Raw genomic sequence first — 16,227 nt, 5'->3', positions numbered from 1 at the left:
CAAGACAAGACTGTTTTAGTTGTAGCAGCATCTTTTTTTACATACAATGAATATGTATTTACATTTATCGGAAGGCTTGTGGGGGAGAAATGGTGCTTAAAATTTGGAATTTATTAAGGAAAAAGGGTGGAAATGTGGTCTCGATTCAGGGGGGAAAATGCTACGTTCGCACATTCCAAGAAAAAGATGCACAAAGCTTAATGGGTCTTGTAAGTCGAAATAAATATTTTTGGTCTACATATGAGCCGTTACAGCGTCCTGAATACTATACAGTTGATGCTCAATATAAAAAAATTCAAGAAAGTTTATATTTAATGAACTCGAAGAGGGAATATACATTTGGTATATATGAGCTAGGTACAAATAATTTAATAGGGCACATTTCGTTGTACGCTATCAAACGTTTACCGTATTCAAGTGCATTTGTTGGCTACGCAATGGATGAAATCTATGTTGGGAAAGGGATTGTTTCAGAAGCTGTAGAATTAGTTGTCCAATTTGCCTTTGAACAAATAGGATTACATCGTGTGGAGGCTTATGTATCAACTGAAAATAACGCATCTATCCGCGTCTTAGAAAAATCAGGTTTTCAACGAGAAGGTTTGTTAAGAAAATTATTGTACATCAATGGCCAATGGGTAGATCACTATATGTATGCCCGCTTAGAGCCATCATGATGAATAGGCTATAAGCTATTAAAAAGTGCAAATGTGGCAATGGTAAAAGAGATAAAGTGTTAGATTGACTACAATCAATTTAACACTTTTTTTGCAATGCCGTTGTTGTCCGCTACGGCGGGCGCTTTCCGCGGGCACACCGTAAGCCGCAACCCTCGCTACGCGCGGATCGTTGCGTCTTACGTTTTGTGCGTTCCCGCAGGAGTCGCCACCTCCGCTACCAACAACTAGTGCTCACTCTTTATAAAATTTTAAAGTATTGTCCCACCCACATTTTTTAGATGTTCATTTCGCATCGAACAGTCATTTAACAGCTTCAAATGTTATGACTTGATTTCGATTTGTTGGGTCTTGCTGATAGCAATAGTCTGCTGAAATAACGATATCTCTAAATCCAATTTGCATTAGAAGCCTTTTAAATTCATTGATTCCATACCATTTCAAAGTAAAAATTTCAAATTCGCTTTCGATACATTTACCATCTTTCCATTTATCGTAGCGATGATGCGAAGTAGTTGTTTGATTAATATAATTTACTTCAGATTGTGTTACTTGTAATGTAATTAATTCGCCTTGATTGTTTGTAAACGTTCGATAGTGTGAGCTACCTTCACTAAAATCAGGTTGCAAAAATAAATCTACAATTAATCGCCCATTTGATTCTAGATGATGGTGAAAATTAGTTAGTATTTGAAAAGCCTTGTCATCGTCTTCAATTAATAAAAATGTTCCTGCTGGGATAATAATTGCTTCATATTGTTGTTCTGACTGAAAGGTCTCCATATTGGCTAGAAAGATGTTTGCTTCTTTATTTGCCATCTTTAAATTGTCTCGGCAGTACGCTAACATTTCTTCGGAAAGATCGAAACCTTCAATTGCCAATCCTTGCTCAAGTAATGGAATTAAAATACGACCCGTTCCAACAGCTGGCTCTAATATTTTTCCTTTCACATGTGAAAGTCTTTGGCTATAGTATTCAACATCACCAAACGAACTGCCAATTGGTTTATCAATATTATAAACTTCTGCTGAAATAGAATGATAAGTTTGCATATGTTCCTCCAACTAAATTATTATTTTTTCTATTTATAGTATTATTATACATAATTTAGTTAATTATTTTTTAAAAAACACAAGAAATATCATATAAAAGATATGGATGCTACTTATAATTTTATTTGGGGGGTGAAATAAATGGATGAACAAATACAATTTATGATTGAGTGGATTGAAGGTAAATTAAAAAATCAATTTTCATTAAATGAGCTTTCTAATTTCATGGGATACTCCCCGTACTATTGCTCTTTTAAATTCCACCAAGTAACAGGTATTAGTATTCGACGGTATATTCATCTTAGAAGGTTGTATTTATCTACAGAAGATTTGGCGAAAAACAGAAAGATAATTGACATCGCCTTTGAGTACGATTATTCCTCGCAGGAAGCATATAGCAGAGCTTTTAAAACTGTTTTTGGTATAAGTCCGAAAGAATATCAACTTAGCAAGTTGCCTGTTCAGTCAATTGTTAAACTCACTATGAATAAAGACGGGGAATGGTATGGAATGAATATCAATCAAAAAGTTGAGGTAGAGCGGTTACAAAATACGAAAAGCGAATTATTTGAGAGGGACGTACTTAACATTTTGAACGGACAAATGATGTATGAGGAATTTAAGGATAATAGACTAATGGGGGATTCCGATTACGCTCCTTTTAATGAAGCTATGTGTGTAAACGCCACTACTAAACAAGTTTTTAATAAAGCGTTTATAAACAAACGAGCTGACGGACATCGTGATTCTGTAGAGAATTATATGCAGAAGGTAATTGCACCATTAGAGAGTCTTTTTCACAAAGAGTATAAATGTATCGTTTTATGGTTTGGTGAAGACATGTTTTGTCAAATGAACCTTCTTACTATACTGTCTTATCTTGAACAGTCAGGCTATGAGGGGAAAGTGTTCTTAAATAGTTTCAGGGAGGATGAGTTTAAAGTTAATCAAACTGAACTTTCATTAGGACATTATGATGCTGTATACAACGAAGTATTGGTCAACCACAATAAGCCGACTAACGAAGTACTACCCGTAATGTATCAGGCAATCAACATATACTTAGATATGCTAAACGAAGATAATGCAGTAGTAAAATTTATTGCTAAAAATAAAGACATGCCAACAACAGAATTATTGAAGCAATTATTTGCTCTATTTCCGACAGTAGGCTATGGTGATACACAATACGTAGAGCTTATAAATAAAATTAAATAGGACAAAAAAAATGTGTCTATCATTCGATCTTTCGATACGATAGACACATTTTTTTATTGAATGATTGTTTGCCAATAGAATAGTGAGCTACAAAAAGCTCAGTTAATTTTGTATATTATTTGCTACCATCGTCGATTAAATCAAGTCGACCAGTATTCGGATCAATTACTAAACCATGAACAGGTACAGTTTGTACCATTAGGGGGTGATTACGAATCGTATCAACGCTTTTCTTAACGCTAGTCGCTACGTCGCCGAAACCACGTAAAAAGTCTTTTAAATCAATACCCGAGTATTCCATCATCTTAATAGTTTCTGGTTTAATACCTCGGTTAACCATTTTGCTAAGCATTGCATCTGGATCAACTGCGCTCATACCACAGTCATAATGTCCAACTACATACACCTCATCAGCTTGTAGTTCATAAACAGCAACAAGTAAACTACGCATTACTGCACCAAATGGGTGACTTACTAAAGCACCAGCACTTTTTACAATTTTTACGTCGCCGTTTCTTAAGTTCATCGCTTTTGGTAATAGTTCTACAAGGCGAGTGTCCATACAAGATAAAACAACGATACGCTTGTCTGGGTACTTAGTTGTAATAAAAGGCTCATATTTTTTTTCTTGAACGAAATCTTCATTAAACTTTAAAATATCATTTAACATTGTCATGAAATTTTGCTCCCTTCCCTACAGAAATATTTTAGAGCAAAAAAGTAAATATGCAAATAATAATAACAATATTCATGCAATTTTATGAAAAAAAAAAGAAGTTTGCATAGTTAATTAGCGAACTATAAGGCATTTTTATATATGCAAAAAAACAGCTACGTAAAGTAGCTGTTTTTAATATGATTAAAATTTTTCTTTTGGTTGTGGGTCTATAGTTACTGAAGATTTAGTATCTAAACCAACTTGTAGGTAGTGGATGAAGAATCCTGTAGAAATTAATAATACGGCTGAAAAGCCAAGTACAGTTGTGATGAACATAATAAAAGCTCCTCTCTACTTAAATAATCTACTATAAGAACTATACTAATTATACAATAGGTTGCTAGGAAAATGTAAGGATAATTTATGACATCCATAAGATACCTAGCCTAGAATAATATTAATAAGACTGACTATTTTCTTAAAAGGCCCAGTTACCATTGCGGAAAATCGGTTCAATTTGACCATCAGCTGCAATGCCATCAATATCCATATTTGCTGAGCCAATCATAAAGTCAACATGCGTTAAACTTTGATTCAGACCATGTTTTAGTAGTTCCTCTGAAGACATTTCTTTGCCGCCATCAATACAAAATGCATAGGCATTACCTATTGCTAGATGGTTAGAAGCATTTTCATCGAATAATGTATTGTAAAATAATAACCCTGATTGCGAGATAGGTGATTGATGTGGAACAAGTGCTATTTCCCCAAGGTAATGAGCACCTTCGTCTGTCGCTACAAGCGACGCTAAAATTTCTTGCCCCTGTTCAGCCTGTATATCGACAATACGGCCATCTTTAAAAGTTAATTTAAAGTTATCAATTATATTTCCGCCATAGCTTAAAGGCTTCGTACTTAATACATAGCCATTAGCACCTGTCTTTAGCGGTGCTGTGAAAACTTCCTCAGTTGGCATATTCGCCATAAATGTCTGTCCTTGTGTATTGACACTACTACCACCTGTCCATACATGTTTTTCTGGTAATTCAATCGTTAAATCTGTTCCTGGAGCTGTATAGCGAAGGGATTTATATTGTTTCCCATTTAAGTAGTCAGCTTTGTTATGTAGCTGTAAATCGTGTGCTTCCCATGCACTTACAGGATATTCTTGGTCTGTGCGTGTTGCTGCAAAAATTGCTTCCCATAATGCATCAACTTGTTGTTCTTCTGGTAGATGTGGAAATACTTTAGCTGCCCAAGGTTTAGAAGGAGCAGCGATAACTGTCCAGCTAAATTTGTCTGCCTGCATCATATTATAATAATTTACAAGTGCTTTACCTGAGGCTTTTTGGAAAGTCATAATTTTTTCGTGATCTATATCCTTTAAAAGATCAGGATTTTGTGAAACGATACTTAAAAAGGCAGCACCTTGCTCAGCTAGCCATTCACGTTCTTGAATTTTCCATGGTGGGAAGAAATCAAATGAGTCTTTTGGAGCTTTTTCATAGCGTGTACGAACAAGTCTATCATCCGATAAATCGACAAAAACCTGTTTTGCACCATTTTCATAGGCAATTTTAGTAATTATTTCTGCTAATTTTAAGTTATCCGTCGAACAACTCATATAAAGGTATTGATTTTTCTGGATATTTACACCTATTTTCACAGCTAATTCGGCATATCTTAGTAATTTTGTGTTAAATGATAATAACAAATTCTTAACCCCTCTCCATTAAAGACAATTTAGTGTATTATTCTTAATTCAATATAATCAAATATGGTCGAAATGTGAATAAAAAGCATTTATTTCATCGAAAAATTAGTGAAATACATTTATACTATATAATATCTTTATTTAAAATATGGAAAATTGGACGAAAATAAGTAAGATAGAAGATTTGGAGGTTCGAGAATGGATTTATCGTCAGTAGTAGGGGTAATTTTAGCGTTTATCGCCCTGTTAACAGGGATGGTGTTAAAAGGTGTAAATTTAAGTGCCTTTTATAACCCAGCGGCTATTTTAATTATCATCTTCGGTACAATATCTGCTGTAACAATTGCCTTCCCAATGAAGGAATTAAAGCGGGTGCCAAAGCTGTTTAAAATTCTTTTTAAAGAAACAAAACTAGCGGATGATATTGAAATCATTAAGATGTTTTCACAATGGGCCGATTTAGCTCGACGTGAAGGTTTGTTAGCGTTAGAAAGTAAGGCTTCAGAAATTGAAGATCCATTTTTGAAAAACGGTCTTACATTAGCAATTGATGGTCAAAACGCAGATTATATTCGTGACGTATTAACGGAAGAAGTAGAGGCGATGGAAGACCGACATACAAGTGGCGCAGCCATTTTTACACAAGCAGGTACATATGCCCCGACATTAGGGGTACTCGGTGCGGTAGTAGGCTTAATCGCAGCGTTAGCAGATATGAACGATATTGATAAGTTAGGACATGCCATTTCAGCTGCTTTCATGGCAACATTATTAGGTATCTTTACAGGTTACGTATTATGGCATCCATTTGCTAACAAGTTAAAACGTAAATCAGCAGTTGAAGTGAAGCAAAAACGTATGATGATTGAAGGAATCCTTTCTGTATTAGAAGGAGAAGCTCCACGTGTAATTGAACAAAAATTATCTTCTTATTTAACGATGGAAGAGCGTCGTCAAATTTCGGGTGAAAGCGGGGCGGGCGGCCTTGGCAAAGAAAGCTAAGAAAAAGAAGCATGAAGAGCATGTTGATGAGTCTTGGTTAGTACCGTATGCAGATATTTTAACGTTATTACTAGCGTTATTTATCGTACTTTTTGCATCCAGTTCAGTTGACCAAGAAAAGTTAGATCGTATGTCAGCAGTATTTAATCAGGTTTTTGATGGTGGTACGAGCTTTTTAGAACAGCCATCGCCAATGCCAACGCCTGATGCAAATAATGACCAAACACCGCAACAGCCACAGCAAAACTCAGCGTATTTAAAGGATCAACAGGAGTTAGCTGAAATTAAAGATAGTGTAGATAATTTTATCGCAGTAAATGAGATGGAAGGTCAGTTCGCAACTGAAATGACTGATGAGGGATTGCTAGTAACAATTCGAGATAGCATCTTGTTTGACCCAGGGAGAGCAACTATTAAGCCTGAGTATAATGCAATAGCTAAGGAACTTGCAGGCGTATTAGTATCCGATCCTGCTCGTAGTATTGTCATTACTGGTCATACAGATAACGTGCCTCAAACAGGTCCTGAATTTGCTTCAAACTGGGAATTATCGGTTATGCGTGCAGTGAACTTCTTGAAAATTTTAGTGGATAGTAACTCAAATCTTGATCCGGTTTATTTTAGTGCAAAAGGATATGGTGAGTATAAAGCCATTGCACCAAATAATACGGCTGAAGGTCGCGCAAAAAATCGTCGTGTGGAAGTGTTAATTCAACCACTTGTTGCCGAAGACGGTTCTGTAGCGAAAAACACTCAGTAATAAAAGAAATGCTATTAGCAATAGACTCGTCGTCCTTGCTAATAGCTTTTTTAGTGCGCTGAACATTTATTTACGTAAAGATCCTAATTCGGCAACGATAGCCTGCATTTCACTCGGGCTAAATGTATCACGTTTCATAACCATTTCGTACAGATAGACTAAATCTTCATAATTTGCTTCATCAAAATTCTCAGATTTCATAGCATCTACATTTACCATGCGGAGCTTATCTTTCATTTGGTCGACCATATAAATAACGTTTTCTTTTGACGGTACTGATAAATCCATTCAATTAAACCTACCTTTCATAATCCTAGCCAATATCATTTCATTGAATAAAAAAAATGTCAATACTGTAATTGGGCGTTGCTTTAAAAATGCACTGTTATTGGGTAGAATAAGGGCAGTAAGCTGTTTAGTTATTTTTAAAAAAGGGAATACACATTAAACAAGCAGGGGGTAAATAAAATATGGGACAAAGTAAATTATTAGCATCTATCGTCGTAGGCGCAGCTGTAGGGGCTGCAATAAGCATGTTTGATCGTACTACACGAGAAAAAACAGTCGCTACAACAAAAAGAATGAAAGAAGCGGTATCTTATTACGCATCAAACCGAAGTGAACTGCAAGACCTAATTGAAGAAAAGGTGTTAGCAGCAAAAGTACTTTGCGATAGTGTGTCAGAAAATGTAAATACGCTAGCCGAGAAAGTTGATGAGTTTAAAGAATTGCCTTCTACAATTCAAGGGATGATTAGCGATACTAAATCAGCCTTCTCTTCGCCAGATAAAGAATAAGCTGTAGTAAAAGGAGGGGATTAAATGGAAAAGAGAAAAGCATCCATACATTCAACGATTGGTGAGGTTAAGTCGTTTTTCTCACCAAATGAAGATGCGGTAGATGTGATGACATCGAAAGGCTTTATCCAAGATTTAATGCTTCGCATACAACGCGTTGAAATATCAGCTCTTGGGGCACAACTTGCTTATTTCTTTTTACTTTCTTTCTTCCCCCTATTAATTTTCCTTGTTACCCTATTGCCATATTTAAACTTAGAGACAACGCAAGTGTACTCGTTTTTAGTCAATCTAATGCCAGATGAAGTATATAGGCTTATTGAAAGTACATTAAATGAAGTATTAACAAATCGCAATAGTAGTTTATTATCCATCGGGGTACTAGGGACAATATGGTCTGCTTCAAAAGGAATAAATGCGTTAATAAGAGCTCTAAATAAAGCGTACGATACGGAAGGTAGAGTAGGTTTTGTAGACAGAGGGCTCTCACTTGTATTTACTATAGCTTTAGTTATTGTAATTGCAGTAGCTCTTCTATTACCTGTCTTTGGACAGCAAATTGGGCATTTTTTGTTTTCAATTGTTAGCATTGAAGATGAGTTTGAGTCTCTTTGGCGTAATATTCGTTGGTCAATGCCGCCATTACTTATCTTTTTACTGTTGATGGCAATTTATTGGTTAGTACCGAATACAAGCCCACGATTGAAAATAATGGGTGTATGGCCAGGGGCAATATTTTCTACGCTTGCATGGCTCGTTGTGACATATGGTTTTTCTTTTTATATAAGTAACTTTGGAAATTATTCTGCTACATACGGTAGTATTGGTGGCGTTATTATTTTAATGCTATGGCTGTATTTTACAGGGATGATAATAATTTTTGGTGGTGTGTTAAATGCCACAATGCAAAAAAGAGCCTTGCAAAAAGCTGAAGGTGCTATTAAATAACTTTATAAAAAGGGTGGTCTCAATTGGAGACCACCCTTCAGTCTTTTTACAGTTAAATGCCGTTGATTTCCGCGGGCATAATATTACGCTCCTAAAGCGTAAAAATCCACTTCGCTTTCCGCGGGCACAGTGTAAGCCGCAACCCTCGCTGTCGCGCGGTTTGTTGCGTCTTACAACTGGTGCTGTTCCCGCAGGAGTCTACGTGGATTTTTGCTTTGTTAAAAATTCGGAATTGTTTGAGTGCCTGGCACTTCTCATAAATACCAGTTTGAGACCACCCTTTTTTATACATTTTTATTAAGCATTCGTAAGCCGTTTAATATTACAAGAATTGTACTACCTTCATGCCCGATAACACCTAGTGGTAAATCAACAGCTTGTAAAAAGTTAGAGGCAATTAGCAAAACAATGATACCAATAGAGAAGAAGATGTTTTGTTTGACGATTCGTTGCATTTTGCGAGATAGACGTACTGCATAAGCAATTTTAGATAAGTCATTTTTCATTAACACAACGTCTGCTGTTTCCAAAGCGACATCAGTACCTTCGCCCATTGCAATCCCAGTAGTAGCTGTCGCTAATGCAGGTGCGTCATTAATGCCATCGCCAACCATCCCTACAAAGTTATGTTGATTAAGTAGGCGTTTCATTTCCGTAACTTTTGTTTCAGGAAGACACTCTGCCACGTATTCAGTAACGCCAGCTTCTTTCGCAATAACTTTTGCTGTTTTATCATTATCACCAGTAAGCATGACGACATCTATACCTAATTCTTTTAATAATGTGACGGCTTTCTTTGCCTCATCACGAACTGTATCTTTTAACGCAGCAAGTGCAACAATGCCTTCATTGTCTCGCATGAAAATCACTGTTTTACCTTCTGAGGTAAGCTTCGCTAATGCGTTATTCGCAAAAGCATTGGCTTCATCCTCTCCTACAAAATCGGGTTTACCGATAAGGTACTCTGTTTCATTAACGTAGCCCTTTATGCCCCAACCAGGGATATCTTCTATTGTTGCTTGAGCAAACTGTGAAATATGTTGTGCTTTTGCGTAGCTTGTAATTGCTTGGGCTAATGGGTGATTTGACTGTGCTTCAATGCCTGCCAGAAGCGCTAATGCTTCTTGTTGATCTAAACCTTCACGTACAATAAACTCTGTAACGACTGGTTTTCCTTGCGTAAGAGTACCTGTTTTATCGACAGCTAATGCACGTAAAACACTTAGATGCTCTAAATGCAAGCCACCTTTAAATAACACCCCATTTTTAGCGCCATTTGAAATAGTTGCTAATGTTGCAGGCATTATGGATGCAACGAGTGCACAAGGGGAGGCAACAACTAGGAGCACCATTGCTCGATAAAATGTAGTCGTCCAATCCCAACCGAGTAAAAAGTGGGGAAGGAACATCATAAGCGCTACAGATAATAATACAAACTTTACATATGTGCCTTCGAATTTTTCGATGAATTGTTGAGAAGGCGATTTTTCGCTTTGAGCACTTTGTACAAGCATAATAATTTTTTGGAATAGTGTTTCGGAATTTGGTTTCGTCATTTCCATCGTAATTGCACCATTTAAATTTACCGTTCCTGCAAATACTTCGTCACCTTCAAATTTAGCAATAGGTAGCGGCTCACCACTAATCGCTGATTCATCAATAGACGACTGTCCTTTAAAGATAATACCGTCTGCTGGAACACGTTCACCTGGTTTAATAAGTAAATGATCGCCAATTTTTAATGTAGAGACAGCCACCTTCATCGGTTCAAATCCACCACGTACTAGCCAAGCCTCTTCAGGTTGTAAATTCATAAGAGCAGAAATTTCGCGATGACTTTTGTTCATAGCATATGTTTCAAGAGCACCACTGACAGCGAAGATAAAAATAAGAATTGCGCCTTCTGTCCAATAGCCAATGGCAGCTGAGCCGACTGCAGCTAATATCATAAGTAATTCTACATTCAATTTTTTTTCTTCTAGTGTTTCTTCAATACCTTCTTTTGCTTTGGCAAATCCTCCGACACAAAAAGCAACAACATATAAGAGAATAGAAGCTGTTGTTTGATCATTTGTATCTAAACGCCATGCAAGTAAAATAAATAATCCAGCCATAACAGCAGCAATCAGTTCAGCATGTACCTTGATATTCTCAATTAGACTTACGTTTTCTCGATTAGTATATTCCATCAATATCCCCCCTGATAATGAAAATCAATATCAAAACCCTTGTATAATAAGGAAGTATAAACATTCTTGTAGTTGATAATCACTTTCATTTACATCTTTTCTAATTTAGAATTATTATAACAAAGGTTTTTGGAAAATGAAAGCAATAACTTTTAGAGGAAATGGTCTAGGAAAGAAATCAATTAAATATAATAATGTGTTCAAGAAACTGATTGTTGATTTTCCTATTCTGAACATTGCATTGAGAACAGAAAAAGACACAGTATATTCACTAGGAATATTCTGTGCCTTTACATTTTGTGTGTGTAACAGATAAATCTCTTTAGTTAAAAATGTTCTTCTAGATTAGAAAACTCTTTCTGCATGTTGAGCAAGTTTTTCTAGAGAAGATTTGTCCACATCAGCGTGAAGCGATTTACCGTGAGAGTCCATTGTTACTACAGCTGTGAACCCTTCAACATTTAAATGCCACATAGCTTCAGGAATACCGAATTCCATTAAGTCTACACCATCTACACCTTTAATGCAGTCTGCGTAGTATTGAGCAGCACCACCAATTGCATTCAAGTAAACACCGCCGTGTTCGCCTAAAGCAGCAAGCGTTTTAGGACCCATACCACCTTTACCAATTACAGCGCGGATACCGAATTTTTTCATAATGTCGCCTTGATATGGCTCCTCACGTATAGAAGTAGTTGGACCAGCAGCTTTCACAGTCCAGTTGCCTTCTTCGTCTTTTGCCATTACAGGACCACAGTGATAAATAACTTGTCCGTTAAGATCTACAGGTGCATCGTGACTCATTAAATGATGGTGAATTGCATCACGGCCAGTGTACATACGGCCAGTAATAGATACAACGTCACCAACTTTAAGTGAACGAATTTGTTCTTCTGTAATTGGAGCAGTAAGTTCTACTACATTTGTTAAAGTTTCATCTGTTGTTGCAGCGACTTCATCTTCTTTAAATGTAATTTTTTCACCTTCTTGGTAGTGCCAGTTGATGATTTCGCCTGTTTCAGGATTAATATCAACTGCCATACGACGGTATGCCCAGCAGTTATATGCTACAGATACGTAGAATGAAGCAGGAATACGGTGCATTACACCAATTTTACAGCCAAGTAAAGTTGCTTCACCACCGAAGCCCATTGTACCGATACCGAAAGTGTTTGCAGTTTTCACAACATAGTCTTCTAATTTAGCAAGGTCAGGATTTGAATTTGTATCTTCAACATGACGGAATAATTGCTCTTTTGCTAAATCATATCCAGAAGAGCGATCGCCACCGATACCTACACCGATAAAGCCTGCAGAACAGCCTTGTCCTTGTGCTTGATAAACAGAGTGTAAGATACATTTACGGATACCATCTAAATCACGACCAGCACGGCCAAGACCTTCTAACTCACATGGTAGGCTGTACTGGATGTTTTTGTTTTCACAGCCGCCACCTTTAAGAATTAATTTAATCGTAATATAATCTTTTTCCCATTGCTCGAATTTCATAACTGGCAGACCATCACCAAGGTTATTTCCACTGTTTGCACCAGTTAAAGAATCAACGGCATTTGGACGTAATTTTGCATCAGCTGTTGTATCGTTAATTGCTTTTTTAATCGCTTCTTTAATTTCTAATTGGTTTACACCTACAGGAGTGTAAATTTTAAATGTTGGTAGACCAGTATCTTGACAGATTGGTGATACGTTGTCTTCTGCCATAATAATATTATTTGAGATTGTTTCTAAACTCATTGCTGCGCGAGTACCCGCATTTTCAGCTTCTTTAGCTTTTTTAATGGCACGACGTACATCTTTTGGTAAGTTTGTTGACGTTTCAGTAATTAAATTGTAAAGACTTTTCTCCAAAGTTTGAAGATTCATTTTGATATTGCCCCCCAATGAAAAATTGATTATTTCCACGATACATTATACTCTTTTCCACTAATGAAAAAAAGAGTCCATCTCATTGTGGTAGGAATTAGCGATTATTTTTATAGATTTTGTAATGTTTAATCATTAACCATTAAATGTTCAAAGAAAATAGTATTTGATTATTAGGAACATTTGTTCTAAAATAGAATTAACTTTACTTTAAGGAGGATATTTCATGTCTGAAACAATATCGTTGAAGTTACCAAAGGAAGTTGAGCAATTTCGAAATATTATAGAAGGAACTATGAAGCCTGTTGTTGTAATTGAAACGCATGAAAAGGAAACGACATTATTTGAAAGTAAGTTTGCAGGTAATCCGTATTTTCCACTTTCTATGGAATATCCAAAAAACGAGGAACAACAACCATTAAAGCTTTTAGCACAAATTAATTTTGCAGATGTACCTAAGCACTTACCTCATTTCCCTAACGAGGGGATACTGCAATTTTATATTGATGGCTATGATGATGTACTTGGAATGGATTTCGATAATGGGAAAAATCAAAATGGTTTTCGAGTTATTTTCCACGATACAATCGTCAAGGATGAATCACAGCTTATTCAAGATTTCTCATTTGTAGAAAATAAAGAAGAAGAATTGTACTTTCCAGTAGATAAGGAAATGGCCTTGTCCTTTAAAGCAAAATTTGAACCTTTATCTATGGATGACTTTAGAAGCAATGAAATATACGCAAGCATCGAAACAGCCGCTGAAGAAGACGAAGAGCTGACAGATGTATTATATGATGTATTAACGGGTGATGGTCATAAAATTGGAGGGTATCCTTTCTTTACACAGGAGGATCCTAGAGCATACGGCAATTATACGGATTCAACAACGATGTTACTTCAAATAGATAGTGAAGGAGATCATATTATGTGGGGGGATTGTGGTGTTTGCAATTTCTTCATTACAGAGGATGAACTTAAAAATCAAGATTTTAGCAAGGTTGTTTACAATTGGGATTGTCATTAAATAAGCAAGCGAGCAATTTATATGCTCGCTTGCTTTTTATCGTTACTATTGTTCACGAGCGTTGAATTGCTCCATTTTATCTTCTAAATCATCCATCATTTGAATTAAACGATCAATATCTTGTAATTCAGTTTTTTCTGGGTCGATGGCATCTAAAACTTCTAAAAACATTTCTAGACGTTCTTTTAAGTAAGTCACTTGTTGTTCTTTATCCGTGATTGGCTTTGACATGCATACACCTCATTTCGTCCCTTACATAGTAGCTGATTTGGGACTAAATTTCAATGCCTAGGTCAACACCTAGGACTTAGCGATTATTTTTAAAAATCAATAGACAGAATATTTACAATATTGATGTTGTGTGTTAAAGTTATTTTAAGAAATAGTAAAGGAGCTGATTGTACAAAACGGTGAACTCTAACTCGAAAAGGAGGGAGTTTAAACAAGTAATCGGTCAAATAAAAAAGCCGAAATTCGTGTTTATACAAGTTGAATGAAGATAAGTGTTAGTTAGGCCTTAGCGTAAAATCACATGTGGTGAGCGCTAAGGCTTTTTGGTATGCTGTAATGTGGAAGAAGACTTGATGTTGGAGGAAAAAATGAATTACTTCTCAGATTACAGCAAAAAAAGATTTACTATTTTAGTGTTAATTGTATCTATATCGGGATTTTCACAAGGAATGCTACTGCCGCTTATCTCCATAATTTTTGAGCGTGATGGTGTATCGTCCGCTTTAAATGGTTTAAATGCGACGGGACTATACATAGGAACTTTATTAATCTCACCGTTTATCGAACAGCCTTTACGAAAATGGGGCTATAAGCCAATTATTTTAATTGGCGGGGCATTTGTCTTTGTATCACTTATCATATTCCCTTTATGGAAAAGTGTCACATTTTGGTTTGTGCTACGTTTGCTAATAGGTGTTGGAGATCATGCGCTACATTATGCTACTCAAACATGGATTACGAGCACAGCTGATCATAAAAGCTTAGGCAAAGGTATGGCTATTTATGGTTTGTCCTTTAGCATGGGCTTTGCGGTAGGGCCATTAATGGTACAGCTTATACAAATTGCAGAGGCATTGCCGTTTATTGTGTCATCGATTATGTGCTTATTTGCTTGGTCATTTGTATTCTTTTTACGCAATGAAAAGCCAGAGCGTTTAACGGGTGATATGAATGCAAGAGGATGGAATCGCTATAAGGTGGCAATTGTATTTGGATGGATAGCATTTTTAGGTCCGTTTGTTTACGGTTTTTTAGAATCTTCATTAAATGCCTTATTTCCAGTATACGCTTTACGTATAGGTTTTGAGGTAGACATGATTCCGATTATTTTATCCGTCTTTACATTTGGGGGCATTTTAACGCAAGTGCCGCTTGGTGCACTTGGCGATAAAATTGGGCGACGGAATATACTGATGTTTGGATCATTTGGAGGCGCAATTTTATTTAGTATTGCTAGTTTTTTAGAGCACTCACAAATGGCTGTAGCGATCGCGTTTTTCTTCGCAGGTACATTGGTCGGTTCGATGTTTTCTCTCGGTATTACGTTTATGGCTGATTTAACGCCTAAAGAGCTATTACCAACCGGAAACCTTCTTTGTGGTATTGCATTAAGTATCGGTAGTTTAACAGGACCATTTTTAGGTGGCGTTTATTTAGAATTTGTAAAAAATTATAGCTTCCTGTTACTTGTAGCACTTCTATTACTAGCTGTAGCGACAGTTCTACTTGTATTTGGGAATAAAAATAAGCGATCAGTGACTGTTTAATGTCACGGTCGCTTTTTAAATGCAAAATAAAAGAGCGGGGCTCATCTCCCGCTCATAAAACAAAAAACGCCCAGCAAATCCGTGCTGTAATGGCGTTTTTCGGTGTGACACGGATGTTCCGTCCATGCCACGTAGGTTTGGCACCTAGAAATACATTATACAGACAAGCTTCTATAAAAGCAATTAGATATTAGTTCCATGTTTGCGGGAGTGGGAGGGAATTCCGCGAAAGCGGGTAGGGATTCCGCGAAAGCGGGCTGGGATTCCGCGGAAGAGGGTGAGAATTCCGCGAAAGTGGGCGGGGATTCCGGGAAGAAGGTGGGGATTCCGCGAAAGCGGGTGAGAATTCCGCGAAAGAAGGTAGTGATTCCGCGAAAGAGGGTGGGATTTCCGCGAAAGCAGGTGAGGATTCCGCGGAAGAGGGTAGGGATTCCGCGGAAGAGGGTGAGAATTCCGCGAAAGTGGGCGGGGATTCCGGGAAGAAGGTGGGGATTCCGCGAAAGCGGGTGAGAATTCCGCGAA

General features: G+C 36.9%; 16 protein-coding genes. 8 read left to right on the top strand and 8 right to left on the bottom strand.

Annotated elements, in window-relative coordinates; translation table 11 throughout:
• Positions 1–89: 89 nt before the first annotated feature.
• Positions 90–677 carry a GNAT family N-acetyltransferase gene (locus tag ACIQXW_RS21920; RefSeq protein WP_340822312.1) on the top strand — a complete coding sequence of 196 codons (588 nt, stop codon included), beginning with the start codon at positions 90–92 and terminating at the stop codon, positions 675–677.
• A 303-nt stretch (positions 678–980) separates the two neighbouring features.
• Here ACIQXW_RS21920 and ACIQXW_RS21915 read toward each other — a convergent pair whose 3' ends face one another.
• Positions 981–1,730 carry a class I SAM-dependent methyltransferase gene (locus tag ACIQXW_RS21915; protein WP_402765528.1) on the bottom strand — a complete coding sequence of 250 codons (750 nt, stop codon included), beginning with the start codon at positions 1,728–1,730 and terminating at the stop codon, positions 981–983.
• Positions 1,731–1,871: 141 nt separating this feature from the next.
• Here ACIQXW_RS21915 and ACIQXW_RS21910 point away from each other — a divergent pair, with 141 nt between their 5' ends.
• Positions 1,872–2,948, top strand: coding sequence for a helix-turn-helix domain-containing protein (locus tag ACIQXW_RS21910; RefSeq protein ID WP_402765525.1), 1,077 nt, complete (start codon positions 1,872–1,874; stop codon positions 2,946–2,948).
• Between the two features lie 115 nt (positions 2,949–3,063).
• Here ACIQXW_RS21910 and ACIQXW_RS21905 read toward each other — a convergent pair whose 3' ends face one another.
• From ACIQXW_RS21905 to ACIQXW_RS21895, 3 genes are all read right to left on the bottom strand, one after another.
• Positions 3,064–3,624, bottom strand: coding sequence for a beta-class carbonic anhydrase (locus tag ACIQXW_RS21905; protein WP_340822317.1), 561 nt, complete (start codon positions 3,622–3,624; stop codon positions 3,064–3,066).
• A 183-nt stretch (positions 3,625–3,807) separates the two neighbouring features.
• Positions 3,808–3,942, bottom strand: coding sequence for a hypothetical protein (locus tag ACIQXW_RS21900; protein WP_340822319.1), 135 nt, complete (start codon positions 3,940–3,942; stop codon positions 3,808–3,810).
• 142 nt (positions 3,943–4,084) lie between these two features.
• Entirely contained in the window at positions 4,085–5,320 is a 1,236-nt protein-coding gene (locus tag ACIQXW_RS21895; RefSeq protein WP_402765521.1) for an aminopeptidase, read from the bottom strand.
• Positions 5,321–5,518: 198 nt separating this feature from the next.
• Between ACIQXW_RS21895 and motA the strand changes: the two genes are divergently transcribed.
• A complete protein-coding gene (gene motA / locus ACIQXW_RS21890) occupies positions 5,519–6,322 on the top strand; it encodes a flagellar motor stator protein MotA (RefSeq protein ID WP_340822322.1) in 804 nt (267 codons plus the stop codon).
• Complete coding sequence (gene motB, locus ACIQXW_RS21885; protein WP_340822323.1) at positions 6,306–7,082, top strand: flagellar motor protein MotB; 777 nt, start codon at positions 6,306–6,308, stop codon at positions 7,080–7,082. The genes motA and motB overlap by 17 nt, the downstream gene beginning before the upstream one ends.
• 66 nt (positions 7,083–7,148) lie before the next feature.
• Here the strand turns inward: motB and ACIQXW_RS21880 are convergent, their stop codons facing one another.
• Positions 7,149–7,370: a DUF1128 domain-containing protein gene (locus ACIQXW_RS21880; RefSeq protein WP_340822324.1), complete on the bottom strand. Its 222-nt coding sequence runs from the start codon at positions 7,368–7,370 to the stop codon at positions 7,149–7,151.
• A gap of 182 nt (positions 7,371–7,552) precedes the next feature.
• Between ACIQXW_RS21880 and ACIQXW_RS21875 the strand changes: the two genes are divergently transcribed.
• On the top strand, positions 7,553–7,879 hold the full coding sequence (locus ACIQXW_RS21875) for a YtxH domain-containing protein (RefSeq protein WP_340822327.1): 327 nt from the start codon (positions 7,553–7,555) through the stop codon (positions 7,877–7,879).
• A gap of 24 nt (positions 7,880–7,903) precedes the next feature.
• Complete coding sequence (locus tag ACIQXW_RS21870) at positions 7,904–8,827, top strand: YihY/virulence factor BrkB family protein (RefSeq protein ID WP_401021816.1); 924 nt, start codon at positions 7,904–7,906, stop codon at positions 8,825–8,827.
• A 284-nt stretch (positions 8,828–9,111) separates the two neighbouring features.
• Here ACIQXW_RS21870 and ACIQXW_RS21865 read toward each other — a convergent pair whose 3' ends face one another.
• Both ACIQXW_RS21865 and ACIQXW_RS21860 read right to left on the bottom strand, forming a co-directional pair.
• Positions 9,112–11,016, bottom strand: a complete 1,905-nt coding sequence (locus ACIQXW_RS21865; RefSeq protein WP_402765517.1) for a heavy metal translocating P-type ATPase — start codon at positions 11,014–11,016, stop codon at positions 9,112–9,114.
• Positions 11,017–11,361: 345 nt separating this feature from the next.
• Entirely contained in the window at positions 11,362–12,900 is a 1,539-nt protein-coding gene (locus ACIQXW_RS21860; protein ID WP_401021812.1) for a fumarate hydratase, read from the bottom strand.
• 226 nt (positions 12,901–13,126) lie between these two features.
• Here ACIQXW_RS21860 and ACIQXW_RS21855 point away from each other — a divergent pair, with 226 nt between their 5' ends.
• Positions 13,127–13,927 carry a YwqG family protein gene (locus ACIQXW_RS21855; RefSeq protein ID WP_402765515.1) on the top strand — a complete coding sequence of 267 codons (801 nt, stop codon included), beginning with the start codon at positions 13,127–13,129 and terminating at the stop codon, positions 13,925–13,927.
• A gap of 45 nt (positions 13,928–13,972) precedes the next feature.
• Here the strand turns inward: ACIQXW_RS21855 and ACIQXW_RS21850 are convergent, their stop codons facing one another.
• Entirely contained in the window at positions 13,973–14,158 is a 186-nt protein-coding gene (locus ACIQXW_RS21850) for an SE1561 family protein (protein WP_173479575.1), read from the bottom strand.
• Between the two features lie 368 nt (positions 14,159–14,526).
• On the opposite strand from ACIQXW_RS21850, the gene ACIQXW_RS21845 reads away from it, so the two are divergent.
• The gene (locus ACIQXW_RS21845; protein WP_402765512.1) at positions 14,527–15,705 is read left to right on the top strand and encodes an MFS transporter; all 1,179 of its coding nucleotides are present in this window, start codon (positions 14,527–14,529) and stop codon (positions 15,703–15,705) included.
• The last annotated feature ends 522 nt before the right edge of the window (positions 15,706–16,227 follow it).

The organism is Lysinibacillus sp. NPDC097162 (genome assembly GCF_044762185.1).
Taxonomy (GTDB): domain Bacteria; phylum Bacillota; class Bacilli; order Bacillales_A; family Planococcaceae; genus Lysinibacillus.
Note: the sequence above shows the minus strand (reverse complement) of the source record. Positions and strands in the feature narration are given on the sequence as shown.

Bases quoted from the DNA above. Each gene is read 5' to 3' on its own strand.
- ACIQXW_RS21920 (WP_340822312.1), top strand. From the start codon at position 90: ATGGTGCTTAAAATTTGGAATTTATTAAGGAAAAAGGGTGGAAATGTG.
- ACIQXW_RS21915 (WP_402765528.1), bottom strand. From the start codon at position 1,730: ATGCAAACTTATCATTCTATTTCAGCAGAAGTTTATAATATTGATAAA.
- ACIQXW_RS21910 (WP_402765525.1), top strand. From the start codon at position 1,872: ATGGATGAACAAATACAATTTATGATTGAGTGGATTGAAGGTAAATTA.
- ACIQXW_RS21905 (WP_340822317.1), bottom strand. From the start codon at position 3,624: ATGACAATGTTAAATGATATTTTAAAGTTTAATGAAGATTTCGTTCAA.
- ACIQXW_RS21900 (WP_340822319.1), bottom strand. From the start codon at position 3,942: ATGTTCATCACAACTGTACTTGGCTTTTCAGCCGTATTATTAATTTCT.
- motA (WP_340822322.1), top strand. From the start codon at position 5,519: ATGGATTTATCGTCAGTAGTAGGGGTAATTTTAGCGTTTATCGCCCTG.
- ACIQXW_RS21880 (WP_340822324.1), bottom strand. From the start codon at position 7,370: ATGGATTTATCAGTACCGTCAAAAGAAAACGTTATTTATATGGTCGAC.
- ACIQXW_RS21875 (WP_340822327.1), top strand. From the start codon at position 7,553: ATGGGACAAAGTAAATTATTAGCATCTATCGTCGTAGGCGCAGCTGTA.
- ACIQXW_RS21870 (WP_401021816.1), top strand. From the start codon at position 7,904: ATGGAAAAGAGAAAAGCATCCATACATTCAACGATTGGTGAGGTTAAG.
- ACIQXW_RS21865 (WP_402765517.1), bottom strand. From the start codon at position 11,016: ATGGAATATACTAATCGAGAAAACGTAAGTCTAATTGAGAATATCAAG.
- ACIQXW_RS21860 (WP_401021812.1), bottom strand. From the start codon at position 12,900: ATGAATCTTCAAACTTTGGAGAAAAGTCTTTACAATTTAATTACTGAA.
- ACIQXW_RS21855 (WP_402765515.1), top strand. From the start codon at position 13,127: ATGTCTGAAACAATATCGTTGAAGTTACCAAAGGAAGTTGAGCAATTT.
- ACIQXW_RS21850 (WP_173479575.1), bottom strand. From the start codon at position 14,158: ATGTCAAAGCCAATCACGGATAAAGAACAACAAGTGACTTACTTAAAA.
- ACIQXW_RS21845 (WP_402765512.1), top strand. From the start codon at position 14,527: ATGAATTACTTCTCAGATTACAGCAAAAAAAGATTTACTATTTTAGTG.